Genomic DNA, 20,562 nt, shown 5'->3' with positions numbered 1-20,562 from the left:
TCCCATCTGTCCTCTATCATTTACTTTTGATATCGTTCGTCTGTTTTTGGACGGGAATTATAGGAGATTTCCTCCCCTTTGTCAAGAGGTATTACTTAAATGTAGTTTAAATTTTGAAATTTATGTTTCTATCTCTTTTTTCTTGTTTTTCTTGCGGTTTTTAGGTTGAATAGTACTTAAAGGATCTCTTTGTATATTTAATTTTATTCTTCAAAATTATTATCATATATATATTCTGATATTTTATTTAGTGTACTTTTATCATATGCTAAATCAGGCATTAATCCATACTCTTTTATTTTATCCTGCATTAAAGATGTTTCTTTTTTAGGACTTAATACCCATTGTGTCATATAATTTAGAAATTCTTCTTTATTTGGAAATGCATTTTTATATTCTTTTTTTATTTCGTGTATTGTAGGAGCTGATTTATTTAAATTGTTTGTTTTATGACAAGTAACACAATTTCCATTAAATAGGAGTTCTGGATAGGCAGCGTTTAAATTAATATATATAATAAGCAATAGAAAATATTTCATATTTTAAGTATAACCTTTTTGTTTTTTTCATTTATTGATTTGAATTAAGAAGTAAACAAATCTAGGCAAGAGGATCTTCTCCTTTTTCCCATGAACTTAAATATTTTTCTACTAGATGAAAATCTTCGCCTTTATGTTCTGTAAGTGTAGTATATTGATTTCTTTTTTTAATTTTAAAAAATTTTTTAACTAAATCCATATATAAGAGAACTAATTCTCTTCTTTTTTCAATAGTTCTACCTTCTCTTATATCTAAGTCCATTAAACAAATACCATTTTTTATATCTGCTCTTCCAATTGATAAAGAATATTTATCATATTCTCTAATACTAATTGCTATATGATCAGTTCCTGTATCCATAACTTTTGAGAAGATTGTCATAACTTCGTTTATAAATTTTTCTTTTGTTTTATTTTTTATTTTTTTATTTATTTCAAATTGTAAATGAGGCATATTAAGTCCTTTTATTTTTAATATGCTAACACAAAAAAGTTTAGTTATGTATTACAAAATGGCATATAAAAAATTATATATGGTCGTTCTTTTTAAGAAATACTTTTACGAATAATTGTAAAATATAGCTATTCTACTTGTAGCCTCTATAATTTGATAAATTTCTATTTAATTAGAGCCATTCGTGAGTATAAGCCTGCAGTTGTTGTGTATCCTACTTCTGAAAATTTTAGATTTTTATCTTTATCAAAAATGAGTGTAGTTGGAAAAGCTTTTATATTAAATTTTCTTGAGTAATATCCATCTTCATCATTTACAACTTTAAATGTAAATTTATTATCATCCAAATATTTTTGTATCTCTTCTTTTGTTCCTGATTGAACTGCAATTGTAATAACTTCATAATCTTTTGATATTTTTTCTATATTTGATGCTTCAAATTTACATGTAGGACACCAAGTAGCCCAAAAATGAACGATGATTGGTTTGTTTGTTGGTACTTTGTATTCTATATTATTAAGTGATTTAAAATTTTCTATGTTTAAATTTTCTTTATTTAAATCTAGTGCTCTATAATAACTTAATGCATTCATCGCAATTGTAAGTATTACAACAAAGATTATAGTTTCTTTTAAATACTTTTTAATTTTATCTTTCATTTCTTTCCTTAAATAATATTAAAAAAAGAGTATACATGATTATTGTGTATTAAGTATTTAGACAAAGAGGAGAAAAGAAAGTTTCACTTACTTTTCTTTAGTACATGTTCTTCAACTACCCAGTTCGCGAAAGGTATTGAAGATGTAAAGGCAGGACTTACTGCATTTAAAACATGTACAGATTTTTCATCAGATTCAACCACAAAATCTTGTACTAGTTCTAATGTATTTTTATTTAATAATTGTGCTCTAATACCTGGTGTACTCCAAGAATCAAACCCTTTATGGTTCATTTTTTTCGTAAGTTTTGTTGCAAGTCCTTTTAAATAAGAAAGACTGTACTTTTTAATTTCACTAAAAGCTAAAGATCTAAAGCCAAAGGCATTTGTAATAAATAGTTTTGATTCATAATATATAATCTGAATAAACTCTTTTAGATTAAAATTATCAAAGCCTTTATAATTTTCTCTCCAAAAAGCAGGAATTGCGGTTGGTCCAATTTTACTTTCACCATCAACTGTTAAAGTATAATGAACTCCTAAAAATGGATTGTCTAAATTAGGAACAGGATAAATATTTGTTTTTAAATGTGATTTATTAGTTTTATCTTTTAAATAAATTCCTTTAAATGGAATAATTACATAATCTTTTGAAAATCCAAAATCTCTTGCAATATTATCTGCATACAAACCTGCACAATTTATTACTTTTTGTGCTTGAAAATCTCCATGACTTGTTGATACAACATTACTCAAGCTAGAAATATATTTACAATCTAATATAAGTTCAACTCCTAATTCAACAATTACTTTTGCAAATTCTTTTGTAACTTCTTTTGGATTAACAGTAGCAGTACTAGGACATAAAAGAGCTTTTTTATAAGTTTTAATATTTGGATATAAAACACATAACTCTTTTTCATCTAACCAATGAAGTTCAACACCGTTTAAATCCCCTCTTCTTTTAAGTTCTTCTAAGCCTTTTACTTCTTTATCATCAAGTGCTACTACAACTTTTTTACACTCATTTATTTGTAATTCTCTTTGTTTTACAAACTCTTTTAGGGCAAGATTACCTTCTTTAGTAAACTTTGCTTTTAATGAATTCACATCATAATAAAAACCAGCATGTAATACACCTGAATTTCTTCCACTACTGTGCATTGCAACTTCAGGTTCTTTTTCAATTACTAATATAGAGGAATTTGGAAATCTTAGTTTTAAATTTCTAGCTATATTTAATCCAATAATTCCAGCTCCAATAATTAAATAATCATACATTTTTAATATCCTAGCTCTTCATCTACTAAAATTAAAATTATTCTATCTTTTTCATCTGCTTTTATATATGTAAATTTATTTGCAATATTATCAAGATTGTGTCTGGGTTCCTTACCCATTTCTATTGATTTATTATTCATTCTATCAATATTTTTAACAGCTGCAACTTCCATCAATCTTTTAAAACCATCTTCCACATTATCAACTATTTTATTTTTTCCTACAATTACTAAAACTTTTTTAGGTCCAAAAATTAAAGCTGCTACTCTATTTCCACTTCCATCGGCATTAACTAATTTTCCATCTTTTGTAAGTGCATTTGTTCCGCAAATAAAAAGATCAGTTAAAATACCTTTTCTTCTTCTGTTCGTATTTTCTTCCATCGAAATACCTTTTTCATATTGGTTATATAAAGTAATATCCTCTTTATTTACAACATAATCAAGTAAACCAATTTGTGAAACACTCGTTGAACCACCAAGTCCAATGCTCATACCACTTTTAATAAATGTTTTACTAAGCTCAAAAGCTTCTTCTTTTGTTTTTACAAAATGAGGTTCATATCCACACTTTTTTAATATTTCTAAAAAATCATTCATATTTCTTCCTTTTTTATTTATACAAGTAATTTATAACCAACTCCAGAGATATTAGCTAATAAGTTCTGGGGTAGTTTTTTTCTAAGATTCTTTACAAAGAGTCTTTTAGCATTTACTGTAAATTCTTTATAATCTATATTTAAGAATTCATCCATTTCAAGATAAGTAACTATCCCTCTTTTTTTCAATAATAATTTGATAAAAAGATCTTCTCTTTTTGTTAAAAGATACTCTCTTGCATCATTTTTTATCAAATTATTTAAAAAATCATATTTACAATCAAGAGAAAAGTTATAAATACATACGCATTTTAACTTATTCTCGTAGTTTATTTTATTACCATCAAAAAATATTTTCATAATATCAACCAATTTCCTCATATAGAAGGAGCAAACTCTTTTTTCTCTCTTGATAGTTTCTTATGTAAAAACATTGAACTTGCAAATATTATAAATCCTATAACATGTGTATTTTGTACAATTCCAAAATAACTTTCAATATCAAAAGCATTATCAGGTGTTAAAAGTAAAACAGCTGCAAAAGCAAACATAACTCGTTCTAAAATCATCATTTTTTGATCCCAAAAACCTTCCATTACAATAGAAAAAGACATAATACCCATTAAAGCAAAACCAAATATTTCAACTCTTTCAAACCATGTTCCTGTAATCAATGGAGTAAAGGCAAATAGTAAAGGAATAATATACATTCCTTTCCCTACTTTCCATGAAACTAAACCTGTTTGCATTGGAGGGGTTTTAGCAATTGCAGCTGCGGCAAAGGCTGCAAGACAAACAGGTGGTGTAAGATTTGAATCTTGTGATAGCCAAAATATTATCAAGTGAGCTGATAATAAATACATTGCAACCTCTGGTATTTCAATTCCTGCATTTACAAGTGCTGCCATTTCTGGACTTAGCATTAATCCAACAAGGGCTGGTGCAGAAAGAACTGAAAGAACAACATATGATGCAGTTACAGGTAATCCCATTCCAAGAACTAATGATGCAATTGCAATTAAAACAATAGCAATAAGTAATGAGTTACCTGACCATTCCATAATTAATTGTGAGAATGTAATTCCAATACCAGAAATATTAATAATACCAACAATAACACCAACTGCAATAAGTAGAACACCAGTTACAACCATATTTTGGGCACCTAATGCTAAAGCTCCAAGTATTTCTTTAATACCCATTCTTTTATTTTTTGTTAAATAAGAAGCAAAAATTATAGTAATTATTGCAATACCTGCTGAATATGTTGGTGTAAATCCATAGATTAATAAACCAACTAATGTAGATAATGGAATAATAAAATGAAAACCTTCTCTTAAAATTGGAAGAATCTTAACATCACTATTTTCACCTTTAATATTATGTTCTTTAGCATGAATATTTATATAAAAAGCAATTGATGCAAAATATAAAATAGCAGGTAATATTGAAACTGTTACAATAGTTACAAATGGTATATGTGTCATTTGCGCCATAATAAATGCACCTGCTCCCATAATTGGAGGCATGATTTGTCCACCAGTACTTGCTGCAGCTTCAACTGCAGCCGCAAATGTTGGTTTGAAACCAGCTTTTTTCATCATTGGAATTGTAATAGAACCAGTTGAAACAGTATTTGCAACAGCTGAACCTGAAATTGTACCCATTAAAGCAGATGAGAATACTGCAACATGCCCAGTCCCACCAGTATATTTACCAGCAACTGCACTTGAAACATCTACAATAAAGTCTCCTGCTCCTGATTTTAAAAGGAAAGCTGCAAATAAAATAAACATAAATACATATGTCGAAGAAATTGTTGCAATTGGACCAAATAAGCCTTCACTTGTATAGAACATTCTATAAAGGAATCTCTCAGGACTCATTCCTGCAAAAGCAAAAATACCATCAATATGCTGACCTAAAAATAATAAGTAAGCAATACAGCCGACAATAAGACCGGGAATAACCCAACCTGTAGATTTTCTCACTAACTCTACTGCTAGTGCAATTGTCATTGATGCTACAATTAAATCACTTGTTCTCATTTGAGAATTTGCAACAGCATAAAGACTTTCTTCAAAAAACATCATATAAATGAATGTACTTAATGAAAGTGTTGCAAATAATAGATTGAAGAAACTTATTTCATTTTCATTTTTACTAGCTTCATATGTTAAAAAACCTAAAGAGGCAAGTAAAGCAAAGTGAGCGGAGTTAAACCATAAATCACTAATCCCACCCCAAATATTTACCCCAAAGTGGAAAAGGGATATACAGATTGCATAAATAAACGTTATTTCTTTGAAATATTTAATTTTTATCATTTTTTGTTCCTATATAAATATAGACACTATATAGACTAGGTAAATAATTCTAAATCACTTACATAATCTATATAACAAAAGAAGAATCTTCTTTTGTTATGTCTTGATTATTTGACTATTTTGCGATTAAACTTGTAGGGATTTTGATACCTTTTTCTTTATAAAATCTTGCAGCACCTGGATGTAGAGGCATTGGTAAACCTGTAATTGCTTTATCTAAAGACATTGCTTTTGTGGCTTTATGCACAGAATTTAAGAAAGATAAGTTTTCATAAATTGTTTTTGTTAAAAGATATACCGTTTCTTCTGGAGTATCTTTTGTAACAACAAGTAAGTTAGGTTGTGCAATTGTATTGATATCTTTTGTTTGACCTGGATATGTTCCTGCTTTAATTTTAAATGGACTCCATACAGGATAATTTGCACTAATTGCTTTTAAATTTTTTTCATCAAAATCTAAAACTCTAATTTTATCATTCCCAATAGAAGCAAATGCATTTGTAACAGCAGATGTTGGAGGACCTGATGGAGTATTCATCCCTTGAACTTTTCCATCTTGAAGTGCAGTTGAACTTGGAGTATATCCTAAGTATTGAACGTTCATTTTATTAAAATCAATATTTAATGCGCTCATAATAGTTTCAGCTGAAACTCTTGAACCTGAGCTTCTTCCACCTATTGCGAATCTTTCACCATAAAGATTTTTTAGATCTAAGATATTACCAGTTTTTGCATAATCAGATTTAATAGTAAACTGTTCAACATTTTGCCATAACATAGAAATAGATCTTAAATTTTCTTTGGGAGAACCCTCATATTTAGCTTTTCCTTGCCATGCCATTGAACCAAATAGTCCTTGTAAAATTGCAAAATTAACTTCACCTTTTTGAAGCATATCTACATTCTCACCAGAACCTGCCGATGTAATAGCTGAAAACGTAGTTTTATTACTCTTCGCTAATTTTAAAGATGCAATCGTTGCAATTCCAACACCAACTGGATAATAAGTTCCACCTGTACTTGCTGTTGCAATTACATATTTAGTTTCTTTTTGAGCTGCATGAACACCTGAAATCATTGTAGCTGTGATTGCTGATGTAACAAAAATCTTTTTTAAAATTGATATTTTAGACATTGTATTTCTCCTTAGTTTTTGTACTAGAAGAAGTATAACACACTTTGAAACAAAATTGTTTCAAAATTGTTTCAAATTTATGAATTTATTACAGAATGACTAATTATAAGTGCTTCTGACTATTTAATTATATATCCAAGACCTTTTTTTGAAACAATAAAGTCTTCTTTTGCTATTTTATCTTTAACTCTTTTTATAACTGTTCTCATAGTTGCATCAGAAGTATTAGTATCATTCCAAATAAATTCTTTTAAAAACTCTTTGGTTTTTATTTCTTTTATATTTGTAAGTAAAGCCTTAAGAAGTAATGTTTCTTTTTTAGAAAGATTAATAATCTCATCACCTTTAAATAATAAATTTGATTTAGTATTAAAGGAATAAGTGCTATTTAAAGAAATGATTTCTTCTTGAATTTCTTTTTTAGATTTATCTTCTAAAACTTTTGTTTTTACTTTCTTTAAAATTTCCATAATATTTTTAACCTCTAAAGGTTTAACAAAATAAGAAATTACATTTAATCCAATTGATTTAAAAAGATATTCTTCATCTTTAAAGGCAGAAACTATTATAAACTTTTGATTTTCATTTAAAATTGTAATATCTTCAATCATCGAAAGACCATCTTTATTTGGCATTTTAATATCTGTTAGAACTAAATCAAAAGCTTTATTCTCTTCATATGATTTTTTATACTTTTCAAAACCTTCTTGTCCATCCTTTGCAACTTCTACCTCATCAAAGATTGTATCAAGATAAAAACTTAATATCTCTCTTGCATCTTCTTCATCTTCTACTAATAATACTCTTGTTATTAAATCATTCATTATATATTTTTTAAAAATCTTAAATACTTAAAGTGATGATAAATTTTACACCATCATTAATATTCAATACTTCTATTTTTCCTTTCATATTTGTTTCAATAATTGACTTTGTCATATAAAGACCAATACCTGTACCTTGATGTTCAAATTTTGTTGTAAAATATGGTTCAAAAATCCTATCAATTATTTCATCGTTTATATTTCCACCATTATTTAAAATTTCTATTCTTATATTTTTATCTTCTTGGATTAAAGATATTTTTATTAAAGCTTCAAATTTATTCTTTTCTTCTTTTGACATCTTTGAGATTTTTGTTAATAAAGCATCTTTAGCATTATTTAAAATATTTAGAATTGCTTGTTTTAATTCATTTTCATAATTTGTGATAATTAAATTATTTGAATTAAACTCTATCTTTATATCTTCAGATTCATATTGATTCTTAACCATATGCAAGAGTGTATTAATACACTCTTTTATACAAAATTCATTTTGTGTCTTAGAAGGTTTATAAAAGTTTTTAAAATCATCTATCGTCTCACTCATATATTCAATATGTGTATTTGCTCTATACATAAACTTATCTAACTTTTCGCTACTTACTGCTTCATTTTTATAATTGTCTCTTAAAAATTGTAAGATTAAAGATACATTATTTAAAGGTTGTCTCCATTGGTGCGCAATATTCCCAAGCATTTCACCCATTGAAGCTAGTTTACTTTGCTGTATTAAAATCCTATCTTTATCTCTATTCTTTTTTACTTCATCTTCAACTTTTAATTTCAATTCTTCTTGACTTACTTTTATTTTAGTTATGTCATTAATATATCCATAAAAATGACTTACTTCGCCTGAATGATTTTTAATCAGAATAACTCTAGATGATATCCATCTTATTTCATTTGCTGCATTTATTACACGACAAACAATTGTAAAGTTTGGAAGATCATTTTTAAGTGCTGCATTAATTGCAACTTGTACTTTATTAATATCATCTTTATAAATTAAACTCATTAAACTCGTATAATTAGATTCAAACTCTTGTTTTGTATAACCAAAAGTCTTAATACTATTTGATATATATTTTATAGATAGATTTTTATCGTTTGTAAGTTTAAAAATGACTATCTTTCCATCTTCTACTAAAAGTTCTACATCTAAAAGTTCTTTTTTCATTCTTTTATTTTTATCTATATCCATAGACATCATAAGCATACGACCAAACTCATTATCTTCAGTTATAAATGCTTTACCTCGAGCTAAAACCCATTTAAAACCTTCATTTTTTGTTTTAAGTCTATATTCACAAATAAATGTATCATCATCTTTTGCAAAAATCTTATCAAATAAATTTTTTACATTAGCTTTATCTTCATTATGAATAAGTTCAAACCAATCTGAAAAAGTTTTAACCTCTTCTTTTTTATAACCAAACATTTCAAGCCATTTATTAGAAAAATATATTTTCTCAGTTTTAAAGTCAATATCCCATAAACCATCATTTGATGCAATAATTGCTAATTCAAACCTTTTTTTCCAATGCTCTAAAGATACAGTTTTACTTTGCAATTCATGATTGTATTCATTAAATATATTTTTTATAAAGTTTGAAAATACATATGTAAATAAGATTAAGATAGCAGTAACAACTAAAATATAAATAAATATTTGAAATAATAAATTTCTATATTCTCGTTTTATTTCAAAAACTAAATCTTTAATTTCATTATCAATTATATTTCTATCATAAAAAGTACTAATTAAAAAGTTATGTTTTTCATACATATAAGTTAAATTTTTGAACTTTTCACTATATTCATAATCCATAAAATAATGTTCTAATATCTTAAAAGAGGTATTTTCTTTTTTTTCAAGCAGTAATTCATTTGAATGTTTAAAAGCTTTATTATTTTTAAAATTATAAGTATTTTGAGAAATTATATCGTAAAACCAAATATTATAATTATTTGTATTTATTGTATTTAATATTGATTTTCGTGTAATCTCTTTTATAGAATTTATTGTAGAAAAGGAACCGATGAAATATTCTTTTTTATCAATTGAAACTCTATCAAAAAAACTAAGTCTTACAGTTCTTTCCAAATCATCTTTCCAATATTGTAAATTATCTTCACCTTGAGAATATATATATTTTAAGATAATATCTTTGTTCTTTTCTTGTACTTTTGTATTAAATACTAACTTTTGTAAATAATTAATTGAATCTTTTCCATGCAATATATTTAATTTTACTTTTTCAAAAACGACTATTTTTGTATTATTGTGTTTTTCAATTGATTCTATATATTTTTCAATATCATATATTTTACTTAAGGAGTTAGACTCAAAATAACCTATGACTTTATATGTAACCTTTTTTAGTAATATTTCTTCTTCTAAAAAAGCATCTTTTAAATTTTCTTTTACTTTATTTTTAAATCTTTCTAATTGTTCTTTTTTATTAAATTCATAGTTTAATAAAGTTTTTTGCTTTAATAAATCAATCTTTCTGTTCTCTTTTGACTCTATAATAAAAAAAGATATTACAAATAAAAGAAAAGCAAGCAGCATAATAAAAAATACTGGTATTTGAGAAAAAAGTTTTTGAATGTCATTTAAACTATATTTTTTATTTCTTTTAAAAAACATTCAAATCCTTCCATTTTGTTTCAAAATTGTTTCACTTTAAGAGTATATTGAAACTATGTGAAAAACTAAATTAATTTTTCGTTATTTGATTTATTTTGCCATTTGTTTTAAATATTTTTTATATTCAAGTTTGTCTAATTTTTTTACTTTTGTTTCTACTTCATCTTTCATACTATTTTTATATTCTGAAATTTTTTTTCTTAAACTTGAGTCTTTAACTCCAAGTATTTGTGTTGCTAATATTCCAGCATTTTTTGCACCATTAATTGCAACAGTAGCAACAGGAACTCCTCCTGGCATTTGAACAATTGATAATAATGAATCCATACCTTCTAAATTTGAACCTCTAACTGGAACTCCAATAACAGGAAGTGCTGTTAAAGATGCAACCATACCTGGTAAATGAGCAGCACCACCCGCACCTGCTATAATAACTCTTAAACCTCTTTTTTCTGCATTTTTTGAATACTCAACTAATCTATCAGGTGTTCTGTGAGCTGATACTATACTAACTTCATATGCAATTCCAAACTCTTCACACATTTGTGCAGCTGCACTCATAACTGGTAAGTCTGAATCACTTCCCATAATAATTCCAACTAATACTTTACTCATATTTTTTGCTCCCTTTTATTTTTAAAATATCTTTTGCTTTCATTGCTTTTTCTAATGCTTTATTTATATCATCATCTAAAACTGTGATATGCCCCATTTTTCTAAATGGTTTTGTAAAACTTTTTCCATAGAAGTGAAAAGATAATTCAGGAATTGCTAAAGCATCATGAATACCTTCAATAAATGGCTCACCTTCATAGCCTTCTTCACCTAATAAATTAACCATAACAGATGGCGAAATTAGTTTTGTTGAACCTAAAGGTAAATTTGTAACTGCTCTTATTATTTGTTCAAACTGCGAGGTTGCACATGATTCTTCTGTATAGTGTCCTGAATTATGAGGTCTTGGTGCTATTTCATTTAATAATATATCTCCATTTTTAGTTAAAAATAGCTCAACACCAAAAATACCAACTCCCCCTAAAATTTCAATAGACTTAATAGAAATTTCTATTGATTTTTCTTCGATTTCTTTTGAAATTCTTGCAGGTGCCATTACGCTATCACAAATATTTACTCTATCATCAAAAAGCATTTCAACAACAGGATAACATCTAATTTCGCCATTAATACTTCTAGCAACTATAATTGCTAATTCTTTATCAATATCAATAAGCTCTTCAATAAATGATTCTGCTTTAATAGCTTTAGGAAGATCTTCTACTGTTTTAAGCATCTGAACACCTTGTCCATCATACCCACCCATTTTTACTTTTTGAATTACTGGAAATCCAAAAGCTTTTAAGTCATCATCACTTTGTACATTTTTATACTTTGGGACAGGTATATTATTTTTATCTAAAAGTTTTTTTTGCTCATATTTATTTTGTATCAATTCCATCACATATGGTGATGGATATATTTTATGACCATGTTCGTATAATTCTTTTAAAATTGAAGTATCAATATGTTCTAATTCAAAAGTTGTTACATCAGATTGCTGCACTAACTCTTCAAGTTTTTCTTTATCATAAAATCCACCAAGAATATGATTATCCGAAACTTGAGCTGCTGGACAGTTAAGTGTTGGATCTAAAATCGTAACATGAAAACCCATCTTTTTAGCTTTTTGAGACATAATCTTACCAAGTTGTCCCCCACCTATTATCCCTATTTTTAAATTAGAATAGTTAAAATCTTTATTCATTCATTTCTCTTTTATAAAGTTTGTTTTATTTAAGTAACATTACATCAGTTACGATACATTTACCACCATATGTCTTAATAAAGCTTCTAATATCTTCTTGCATATTTAAATATTTTTCTTCTTCGCAAACAGCAAATAAATAGTTATTACTAAAAACATCTGTAAAATCATCTGCTGTTTTTAAACCATGACCACCACGACCTGAAATATCTTTGATAATTGTATATCCTGTGATATCATGTCCTTCTAAAAGATCAACTAATCTATTTATATAAATTGATTCAATTATTATTTCAACTTTCTTCATATTTATCATATCTTACCCCCACAACGAATTTATAAAAAAGTAATATAATGGTATTCCCAATGAAATATTAAAAGGGAAAGTTATAGCTAAACTTAATGGTAAATATATTCCTGGATTTGCTTGAGGGACTGAAAGTCTCATAGCTGCGGGAACAGCTATATAAGAAGCACTACCACTTAAGAGTGCTAAAAGGAAAGCATCACCTTTTGAAAGTTCAAAGAAGTATGCTAAAGCAACAGCAACTGATGCATTAAATACAGGCATTAGTAAAGCAAATACAATTAGAAAATATCCTACTTTTTTAAGTTCATAAATTTTTCTCGCAGCTACTAATCCCATATCTAAAAGGAAGAAAGCTAAGAAACCTTTAAATAAAGTTCCAAAAAGTGGTTCCATTGAATTCCACCCTTTTTCACCTGTTAAAATACCAATAATCAAAGCTCCTACTAATAAATAAACCGAAGGGTTTAAAAAAGCTTCTCTTAAAATCTCTTTCCAATCTGTTTTTTTCGCTTTAACATCATTTTTATCTTTTGTAAATAATGCAGCAAAAACTAAACCAATTACAATAGCTGGAGATTCCATAAGTGTCATTGCTGCAACCATATATCCACCATACTCAACACCCATTGTTTGTAAATATGTAATTCCTGTAATAAAAGTAACTGCACTAATTGAACCATAAGTAGCAGCTACTGCAATTGCATTATAAGTATCTAGTTTACGTTTTAAAATAAAATAACTGTAAATGGGGATAAGTGTTGCCATAAAAACAGCTAATAATAGTGCTTTAAATACATTTAAATCTAAACCACTTTTTGATAATTCGTATCCACCATGTAAACCTATTGCAATTAATAAATATAAAGAAAATAGTTTTGGTAAGGGTTGTGGTATTGATAAATCTGATTTTAAGAAAACTGCAAGCATTCCTAAAAAAAAGAATAGAATTGGGGGATTTAAAATATTTTGTAATATTATATCAATATTCATTCTTGTTAAGTCCTTAAATAGTTTGATTTGTAATAATTATTCTCTTTCTTTAAAATTAAATATTCTAGCTAATTAATAGTTATAAAGCCTTATTACTTTTAAATATTTAATTTAAAATGCGAAGTATATCAAAAGAAACATTTAATTAAACACTGTAAAATTACTCATAACCTTGTCAAGATAATGTCAAGTGTTATATCCTTTTTAACTTTACAAAAACCCACTAAAATTAAATTATAAGAAAATTATTTAAAAGGAGATATCATGGATGTAGTAAGAAATTTAATAATAGTAAATATTGCGTTATTTGTAGGTTTAGGTGTTTTAACAAGTAGTATCTCTGGATAGAAGTATAATATCAATTTAAATACTTTTATTTAAAAGAAATATAAAAAGTATTATATGAGTTATTGTATTTATAATTTAGTTTAAAACCATGGCGACTTAAAATTTTATCAACAATATTTAAGCCTAAGCCATGACCTTGTTGTTGATTGGGTTCTCTTGTAAATGGTTGTATATAATATATCAAATCATTTGAAAGTTTACTAGAAATATTACTAACAAAAACTATATCATCTTTACTTTCTATTGTAATTGGAAATTCTTTAGCATATTTCATTGCATTATCAATCAAATTTTTAAGTGCAATTGTTAGATAATAAAAATCTGCTTGAATATCAAAATCATTTTGAATTTTTACAATTACTTTTGCTTCATCTTCAATAAGTAATTTTGATAAAGATTCTAAGATTAAAGTGCTTGATTTAAATTTACTTGTTTTTAAAATAGCAAAGTTTAATTTTTCTCTTTCTAATAATTTACTAGTAAGCATTTCAATATCATAAAAAATCGTATTAATATTTTTGATTGTTTTATGATCATCATTTTTTTGAAGTTTTTCAATTAAGAACTTACCCTTAGCAATAGGAGTTTTTAATTCATGACTTATATTTCGAAGTAGCTCTTCTCTTGAATCTATAATATCAGATTGTTTTTGTAAATAAGCGTTTAAATTCTTTGTTATTTCACTTAATTCGTTATTCTCTCCTATATCTACTTTTATAGTTTTTTCACCATTTTTAAATAATTGTAAAACACCTTGATTGAGTCTATAGAGTTTTTCTTTTATTTCATTTATAATTTTTGAAGAAATTATAAAACTAAGAAGAAGTAAAATACTAAATAAAATAAGTAATTCAAGCTTTATAGTACTTAAAAAATCATCTCTTTTATTTTGGGTTTGTGTTAATTTATCTTGTAAATATTTAGTTTCAGAAATAAGAAGTTTTTCTGTATCAATATTTATTCTTTCAAAATCTTTATTAAAAGATTTAAAATCACTATTTTGATTAAGTACAAGACTATATAATTCTTTTTTTATAAGCTCTTGCATAATATCAAAATGTTTAAAAATAAGAATTAGATTATCTTTTTCTTCTTTTGATTCAGAATTATTTATAATTGTTAATTTTTGAGTATTGAGATTTTTAAAGAAATTATTTGCTTTATTTATTCTTTCATTTACAATATCTATTTTTTGGAAATCTGTAATAATATCAAGCACTATCCAAGAATATGAGTTATTGAATTCTTTTAACTTTTCAACTCGTATTAATTGGTCATATCTATGATTTTGTTGATAATTAATTGTGTTTAGATTAAAAATAGTATAAAAGAAAACTCCAATAATAAATGCAACAATTAATATAATTAAAGAAAATGAAATATATAAACGTTTTCTAATTGTCATAGAAAAACTTATATCCAATACCCCAAATAGATTTTATATATTTAGGTTCTTTAGAATTATCATCAATTTTATATCTAATATTACTTATATGCATATCTATAGTTCTATTTTTAGTATCATCATTAAGAGACGTTTTCTTTACAATATCTTCTCTAGAAATAATTTTATTTAAATTATTTATAAATAAAAAAAAGATTTCTTTCTCAATTTTCGTAAACTCTATTTCCATACCACTTAAGAAAATTCTTGAGTTGTTTTTATCAATACTTAAATCTTTTATTTTTAAAGAATCAGATTTATTATATCTTTTTAAAGTAGCCTCAATTCTAAGAACTAGTTCTCTAGGTTCATAAGGTTTTGAAAGATAGTCATCTGTTCCTAACTCAAAACCATAAATTTTATTCCCTATATCATCTCTTGCAGTTGAAATAATTATAGGAATATCTTTTATCTTTTTTAGTTTTTTAAACACATCAAAACCATCCATATGAGGAAGTCCCAAGTCAAGTATTACTATTGTAAAATCATCAGGATTACTTTTAAAAGAATCTAATGCATCTAAGGGATTTGAAAAAGCACTACATGAATAACTATATTCTTCCAAATACTCACTTATTAAGTTTTGTAAAACTAAGTCATCTTCAATTAGTAGTACTTTTATCATATTTAACCTTCTTATTTAATCTACTTTCTTTGCAACATATTTTAACCAAAAAAAGCCAAATAATCCAGCAAATAAAGATGCGGAAAGTATTCCAACTTTAGCTTGTAAAATAAGTTCAGGGGAAGATATAAAAGCTAAGTCAGCAACAAAAATTGACATAGTAAACCCAATACCACCTAAAAAGGATACTCCGAATATTTGATTCATTGTACTTCCTTTTGGTAATTGTGCAATTTTTAATTTGATTACAAGCCATGATAAACCAAATATTCCTATAACCTTTCCAAAAACAAGTCCAGTAATAATTCCTAAGGAAACAGGTTCTAAGATAGTATTTCCAATAGAACTAAAGTCAATTGCAATTCCTGCATTAGCTAATGCAAAAAGTGGAATTATAATAAGAGCAACAGGGAGATGTAAACTATGTTCAAGCCTAGCGGCAGGAGTCCCGACTGCATCAATTTTATCTTTTATATTTAAAAGTAAAGCTTTTTGTTTTTCATGCATCATATAATTATCTTGTGCAGGATAACTTTCATACTCTTTTACTAAATTAATTGTATCTTCTGAAAAAGAAGCTGGCGCTCTTTTGGGCTTTGAAGGAATAGTAAGTGCGGCTAAAACTCCTGCTATAGTAGCATGAACTCCTGATTCAAGCATAAAAAACCACATGAATAACCCTACTATAAAATAAGGTAAGATTGAATGAATCCCAAATCTATTTAATGCAATCATTACTAAAAACATAATTCCTGCTAATCCAAGAGGTATCATATTTATAGTTTCTGTATAAAAAAGTGCAATAACTAAAACAGCACCTAAATCATCAACAATTGCAAGTGCTACTAAAAATGTTACAAGTGTAGTTGGAACTCTTTTTCCTAAAAGAACAAGTGCAGTAATAGCAAAGGCGATATCCGTAGCCATAGGTATTCCCCAACCATTTGCTCCAGCTTCATTTGCATTAAAATACAAATAAATCAATGCAGGAAATACCATTCCTCCAACTGCAGCAATTATTGGTAATATCGCTACTTTTAAACTTGACAACTCTCCTGCTGTAATTTCTCTTTTAATTTCTAACCCAATAATAAAGAAAAATACTGCCATAAGACCATCATTTATCCAGTGATGCAAAGAATGAGATAAAGCCCATGAACCAACATTAAAATCTATGTTGACATGAAAAAAGTGTAAATAATTTTCAGCAAAAGGTGAATTAGCTAAAATAAGAGCTAAAAGTGTCATAAAAACAAGCATAAGGCCTGTTGTTGTTTGTGCATGTATAAAGTGTTCAAAGGGTGTAGCAATTCTTCGAAATGCTTTTTCCCATGGTGAATATATTTTCATAATCCTCCTAATAATAATTCATTTTAGTTAAACTTTTATCATTATATATTATTTTTGTAAAGATAATAAGTATGGAATTCTTGACATTTAATTGACATTTAACTGAAGAGTTTTTTAGGCAAAAAAAAAAGCTTCCAGATAAAAGAACCTAAGTTCAAATATCTAGAAGCTTTTATGGCTCCGGCACCTGGATTCGAACCAGGGACCAAATGATTAACAGTCATCTACTCTACCACTGAGCTATGCCGGAATGTAAGTGTATTATTTTTAAATTTAAAAAGATGGCTCCGGCACCTGGATTCGAACCAGGGACCAAATGATTAACAGTCATCTACTCTACCACTGAGCTATGCCGGAATCTAATAAATTTATAAATCATTAAAAAGGTTAATGGCTCCGGCACCTGGATTCGAACCAGGGACCAAATGATTAACAGTCATCTACTCTACCACTGAGCTATGCCGGAATATGTATTCCTCTTTAATGGGGTGGAATTATAGTAAAAAACAAATAGTTTGTCAAGCCATTTTTGGTTTTTTTTTGAAATTTATAAAGGAATGTGCTTTTTACTAATTTTTACTAGTTTTTAAAATTAATTTTTACTTTTAGATTTAAGAATAAGAAGGGAAATCTTATTCTTAATTTATTACTTTTTTGAAACTCTTTGACATTCACTAACAAAGTGTTTTGCGTTTTCAACTGGAACATCAGGTAAAATACCATGTCCTAAGTTAAAAATATGACCCTCACCTTGCATAGTCTCTTGAATCTTTTCTACACACTTAGTAGTCTCTTCTTTAGAATATAGTCTACAAGGTTCCATATTTCCTTGAAGAACATATCTTTCACCTAACTTTTCTTTTGCCATTGCCATAGGTGTTCCCCAATCAACTCCAAATACATCAAAGTTTCCATATACTCCACCCATATTAATAAAGGCAGATACACCTTTTGGGAACATAATAATAGGAACATTAGGATACTTAGCTTTTAAATAATCAGCAATTTCAACCATATATTTCCATGAGAACTCATCATATTTCCCTGGTTCAATTGCAGAGGCCCAAGAATCAAAGATTTGAACAACATCAATACCAGCTTCAATTTGTTTTTCCATATAAAACTTAACTACTTCAGTAACTTTTCTTAAAATTTTGTGTAAAAGCTCAGGATTTGAATACATCATCTTTTTACAAAGATTATATGTTTTAGTACCTTGTCCTTCAATCATATATGTTGCAAGTGTCCATGGAGCTCCTGTAAATCCAATAAGAGCTTTATCTTCTGGAAGTCTTTGCTTTAATAACTTAATCGTATCATATACATATGTAAGTTTATTTGCAGCAGCTTCTCCACCTAATAATTCATCAATATCTGATTCGCTTACTATTGGGTCTTTAAAAATTGGACCTTCACCTTTTACGAAATCCAAGTGCATTCCCATTTCATTTGGAATAACTAAAATATCAGAAAACAAAATTGCAGCATCAACTCCAACAATATCTAAAGGTTGAATAGTTACTTCACAAGCTTTTTCAGGATCATGACAAAGATTTAAAAAATTACCAGCTTCTGCTCGAACAGCCATATATTCTGGTAAATATCTACCAGCTTGTCTCATCATCCATACAGGAGTATAAGGAGTTTCTTTTCTTAAACATGCATCTACAAATATTTTTGACATTTATATTCCTCTTCTTTAATCTATAAAATTTTTACTTTTTTCCAACTTTACCTAAAAAGTAAAGTCCAATTGCTAATACCATAATTGAAAGTGCAAAATACAACATTTCTAAAGCACTAGTATATTTCATATGTAGTACTCTTTGAAAAAATCCAACTACAAGCACCATAATAATTACTTTTGCTATTTTATCTTTTAATTGATCTAAAGAGGAAATCGCCAGAATATTATTTCCTGTTTCTTTATCTTCAGCTACTTCTATTTTAGATATAAAAAGCTCATAAATACCAAATGCAAAAATTAACATAACAATTGCGATAAGATATAAATCAACAGCTCCAATTATTTTACTAACAATAACCTCATGAAAGTCTTCAGGATGTAATCCATTTAAATATACATCAAGTGTATATCTTAGGACTTCATATATATCAACAGAAGCCACAATAAATAAAATTACTGAACCTATAAGTCCAAATACAACTGCTAGAAGAATAAATAACCTACTCTTCCACATTAGGCTTTCAAAAAGTCTTTCAATCATTAGATATCATTTTCCATTTCAATCCATTTTAATGCAATTCTTACAGAATTTGTTGCTGCACCTACTCTAACTTGATCTGCAACATTAAAATAATGAACAATATTTGGAGCATATACATCTTTTCTAATTCTTCCAACATAAGTTATATCAGTATCTGTTGATACAATTGGCATAGGATAGGCATTGTTTTCTAAATCATCAATAACTTCAATATTTTCAAACTCTTCTAATGCCGTTCTAACTTCACCAACACTTACATCAACATCAGAACCAAATGTAACTGTAATTGATTCACTATGTGATCTTAAAACTGGAACTCTAACACAAGTTGCTGCTACTTGAATATTTTTCTTTAGAATCTTTTGAGTTTCATTTACCATTTTCATTTCTTCTTTAGTAAATCCATTATCTTGTGCAACATCAATTTGAGGAATAACATTTAATGCAATTTGATGAGCAAAAGCTTCTTTTTTAGCATCATCTAATGTAAATGCAAAAAATGCTTGCATTTGTTTTACTAGCTCTTCCATTCCGGCTTTTCCAGCACCAGAAACTGCTTGATATGTTGAAACATCAACTCTTTTAATTCCATATAATTCATCTAATGGTTTTAAAGATAATACCATTTGAATTGTTGAACAATTTGGATTTGCAATAATTCCAGTTTCTCTCCATAATCTAATATCTTCAGGATTAACTTCAGGTACTACTAATGGAACTTTTGGGTCCATTCTAAAATGACTTGTATTATCAATGACAATAGCACCAGCTTCAACAGCATATTTTGCAAATTTTTCAGAAATAGATCCACCTGCAGAAAAGAAAGCAATATCAACTTCATTTTCTTCAAATGCAGTTTCAGTTAATTCTAAAACCGTATATTCTTTGCCAATATATTCAATTTTTGACCCAGCACTATTAGCACTTGCTAATGGTACTATATTATTTACAGGAAAGTCATATGCTTCCATAACTCTAAAAAGTTCTTCACCTACTGCACCAGTTGCACCAACAACTGCAACATTAAATTTTCTCATTT

Annotated in this window: 20 protein-coding genes and 3 tRNA genes; all 23 read right to left on the bottom strand. The window is 27.2% G+C overall.

The window, feature by feature from the left end; all coding sequences use genetic code 11:
* Nucleotides 1-203: 203 nt before the first annotated feature.
* Nucleotides 204-539 (bottom strand): cytochrome C, encoded by a 336-nt coding sequence (locus KO488_RS14690; protein WP_216059553.1) that lies wholly within the window; start codon nucleotides 537-539, stop codon nucleotides 204-206.
* Between the two features lie 61 nt (nucleotides 540-600).
* On the bottom strand, nucleotides 601-993 hold the full coding sequence (locus KO488_RS14685) for a tautomerase (RefSeq protein ID WP_216059552.1): 393 nt from the start codon (nucleotides 991-993) through the stop codon (nucleotides 601-603).
* A gap of 164 nt (nucleotides 994-1,157) precedes the next feature.
* Nucleotides 1,158-1,652 (bottom strand): redoxin domain-containing protein, encoded by a 495-nt coding sequence (locus KO488_RS14680; RefSeq protein WP_216059551.1) that lies wholly within the window; start codon nucleotides 1,650-1,652, stop codon nucleotides 1,158-1,160.
* Between the two features lie 83 nt (nucleotides 1,653-1,735).
* Nucleotides 1,736-2,932: an L-2-hydroxyglutarate oxidase gene (lhgO, locus tag KO488_RS14675; RefSeq protein ID WP_216059550.1), complete on the bottom strand. Its 1,197-nt coding sequence runs from the start codon at nucleotides 2,930-2,932 to the stop codon at nucleotides 1,736-1,738.
* A gap of 2 nt (nucleotides 2,933-2,934) precedes the next feature.
* Nucleotides 2,935-3,531 carry a lactate utilization protein gene (locus KO488_RS14670; protein WP_216059549.1) on the bottom strand — a complete coding sequence of 199 codons (597 nt, stop codon included), beginning with the start codon at nucleotides 3,529-3,531 and terminating at the stop codon, nucleotides 2,935-2,937.
* Between the two features lie 17 nt (nucleotides 3,532-3,548).
* Entirely contained in the window at nucleotides 3,549-3,890 is a 342-nt protein-coding gene (locus KO488_RS14665) for a helix-turn-helix domain-containing protein (RefSeq protein WP_216059548.1), read from the bottom strand.
* A 17-nt stretch (nucleotides 3,891-3,907) separates the two neighbouring features.
* Complete coding sequence (locus tag KO488_RS14660) at nucleotides 3,908-5,857, bottom strand: TRAP transporter permease (RefSeq protein ID WP_216059547.1); 1,950 nt, start codon at nucleotides 5,855-5,857, stop codon at nucleotides 3,908-3,910.
* 115 nt (nucleotides 5,858-5,972) lie between these two features.
* The gene (locus tag KO488_RS14655) at nucleotides 5,973-6,992 is read right to left on the bottom strand and encodes a TAXI family TRAP transporter solute-binding subunit (protein WP_216059546.1); all 1,020 of its coding nucleotides are present in this window, start codon (nucleotides 6,990-6,992) and stop codon (nucleotides 5,973-5,975) included.
* Between the two features lie 119 nt (nucleotides 6,993-7,111).
* Nucleotides 7,112-7,816, bottom strand: a complete 705-nt coding sequence (locus KO488_RS14650; protein ID WP_216059545.1) for a response regulator transcription factor — start codon at nucleotides 7,814-7,816, stop codon at nucleotides 7,112-7,114.
* A gap of 19 nt (nucleotides 7,817-7,835) precedes the next feature.
* Nucleotides 7,836-10,466 carry a PAS domain-containing sensor histidine kinase gene (locus tag KO488_RS14645; protein ID WP_216059544.1) on the bottom strand — a complete coding sequence of 877 codons (2,631 nt, stop codon included), beginning with the start codon at nucleotides 10,464-10,466 and terminating at the stop codon, nucleotides 7,836-7,838.
* Nucleotides 10,467-10,556: 90 nt separating this feature from the next.
* The gene (gene purE, locus KO488_RS14640; RefSeq protein WP_216059543.1) at nucleotides 10,557-11,081 is read right to left on the bottom strand and encodes a 5-(carboxyamino)imidazole ribonucleotide mutase; all 525 of its coding nucleotides are present in this window, start codon (nucleotides 11,079-11,081) and stop codon (nucleotides 10,557-10,559) included.
* A complete protein-coding gene (locus tag KO488_RS14635) occupies nucleotides 11,074-12,228 on the bottom strand; it encodes a 5-(carboxyamino)imidazole ribonucleotide synthase (RefSeq protein WP_216059542.1) in 1,155 nt (384 codons plus the stop codon). The genes purE and KO488_RS14635 overlap by 8 nt, the downstream gene beginning before the upstream one ends.
* A 25-nt stretch (nucleotides 12,229-12,253) precedes the next feature.
* Complete coding sequence (locus tag KO488_RS14630) at nucleotides 12,254-12,544, bottom strand: P-II family nitrogen regulator (protein WP_216059541.1); 291 nt, start codon at nucleotides 12,542-12,544, stop codon at nucleotides 12,254-12,256.
* Between the two features lie 3 nt (nucleotides 12,545-12,547).
* Nucleotides 12,548-13,528, bottom strand: a complete 981-nt coding sequence (locus KO488_RS14625; RefSeq protein ID WP_216059540.1) for a sodium-dependent bicarbonate transport family permease — start codon at nucleotides 13,526-13,528, stop codon at nucleotides 12,548-12,550.
* Between the two features lie 373 nt (nucleotides 13,529-13,901).
* The gene (locus KO488_RS14620) at nucleotides 13,902-15,281 is read right to left on the bottom strand and encodes an ATP-binding protein (protein ID WP_216059539.1); all 1,380 of its coding nucleotides are present in this window, start codon (nucleotides 15,279-15,281) and stop codon (nucleotides 13,902-13,904) included.
* Nucleotides 15,271-15,945 (bottom strand): response regulator transcription factor, encoded by a 675-nt coding sequence (locus tag KO488_RS14615; protein ID WP_216059538.1) that lies wholly within the window; start codon nucleotides 15,943-15,945, stop codon nucleotides 15,271-15,273. The genes KO488_RS14620 and KO488_RS14615 overlap by 11 nt, the downstream gene beginning before the upstream one ends.
* A gap of 15 nt (nucleotides 15,946-15,960) precedes the next feature.
* Nucleotides 15,961-17,295 (bottom strand): Na+/H+ antiporter NhaA, encoded by a 1,335-nt coding sequence (nhaA, locus tag KO488_RS14610; RefSeq protein ID WP_216059537.1) that lies wholly within the window; start codon nucleotides 17,293-17,295, stop codon nucleotides 15,961-15,963.
* Between the two features lie 175 nt (nucleotides 17,296-17,470).
* A tRNA-Asn gene (locus KO488_RS14605) sits at nucleotides 17,471-17,545 on the bottom strand.
* A 32-nt stretch (nucleotides 17,546-17,577) separates the two neighbouring features.
* Nucleotides 17,578-17,652 (bottom strand) — tRNA-Asn (locus KO488_RS14600).
* A 34-nt stretch (nucleotides 17,653-17,686) separates the two neighbouring features.
* A tRNA-Asn gene (locus tag KO488_RS14595) sits at nucleotides 17,687-17,761 on the bottom strand.
* Between the two features lie 180 nt (nucleotides 17,762-17,941).
* A complete protein-coding gene (gene hemE, locus KO488_RS14590) occupies nucleotides 17,942-18,979 on the bottom strand; it encodes a uroporphyrinogen decarboxylase (RefSeq protein WP_216059536.1) in 1,038 nt (345 codons plus the stop codon).
* Between the two features lie 31 nt (nucleotides 18,980-19,010).
* Complete coding sequence (locus KO488_RS14585; protein WP_216059535.1) at nucleotides 19,011-19,523, bottom strand: YqhA family protein; 513 nt, start codon at nucleotides 19,521-19,523, stop codon at nucleotides 19,011-19,013.
* Entirely contained in the window at nucleotides 19,523-20,560 is a 1,038-nt protein-coding gene (locus KO488_RS14580; RefSeq protein WP_216059534.1) for an aspartate-semialdehyde dehydrogenase, read from the bottom strand. Before KO488_RS14580 ends, KO488_RS14585 begins: the two co-directional genes overlap by 1 nt.
* Nucleotides 20,561-20,562: the final 2 nt, after the last annotated feature.

Origin of the sequence: Poseidonibacter lekithochrous (genome assembly GCF_018861145.1) — a bacterium.
Classification (GTDB): Bacteria; Campylobacterota; Campylobacteria; order Campylobacterales; family Arcobacteraceae; genus Poseidonibacter; species Poseidonibacter lekithochrous_A.
Note: the sequence above shows the minus strand (reverse complement) of the source record. Positions and strands in the feature narration are given on the sequence as shown.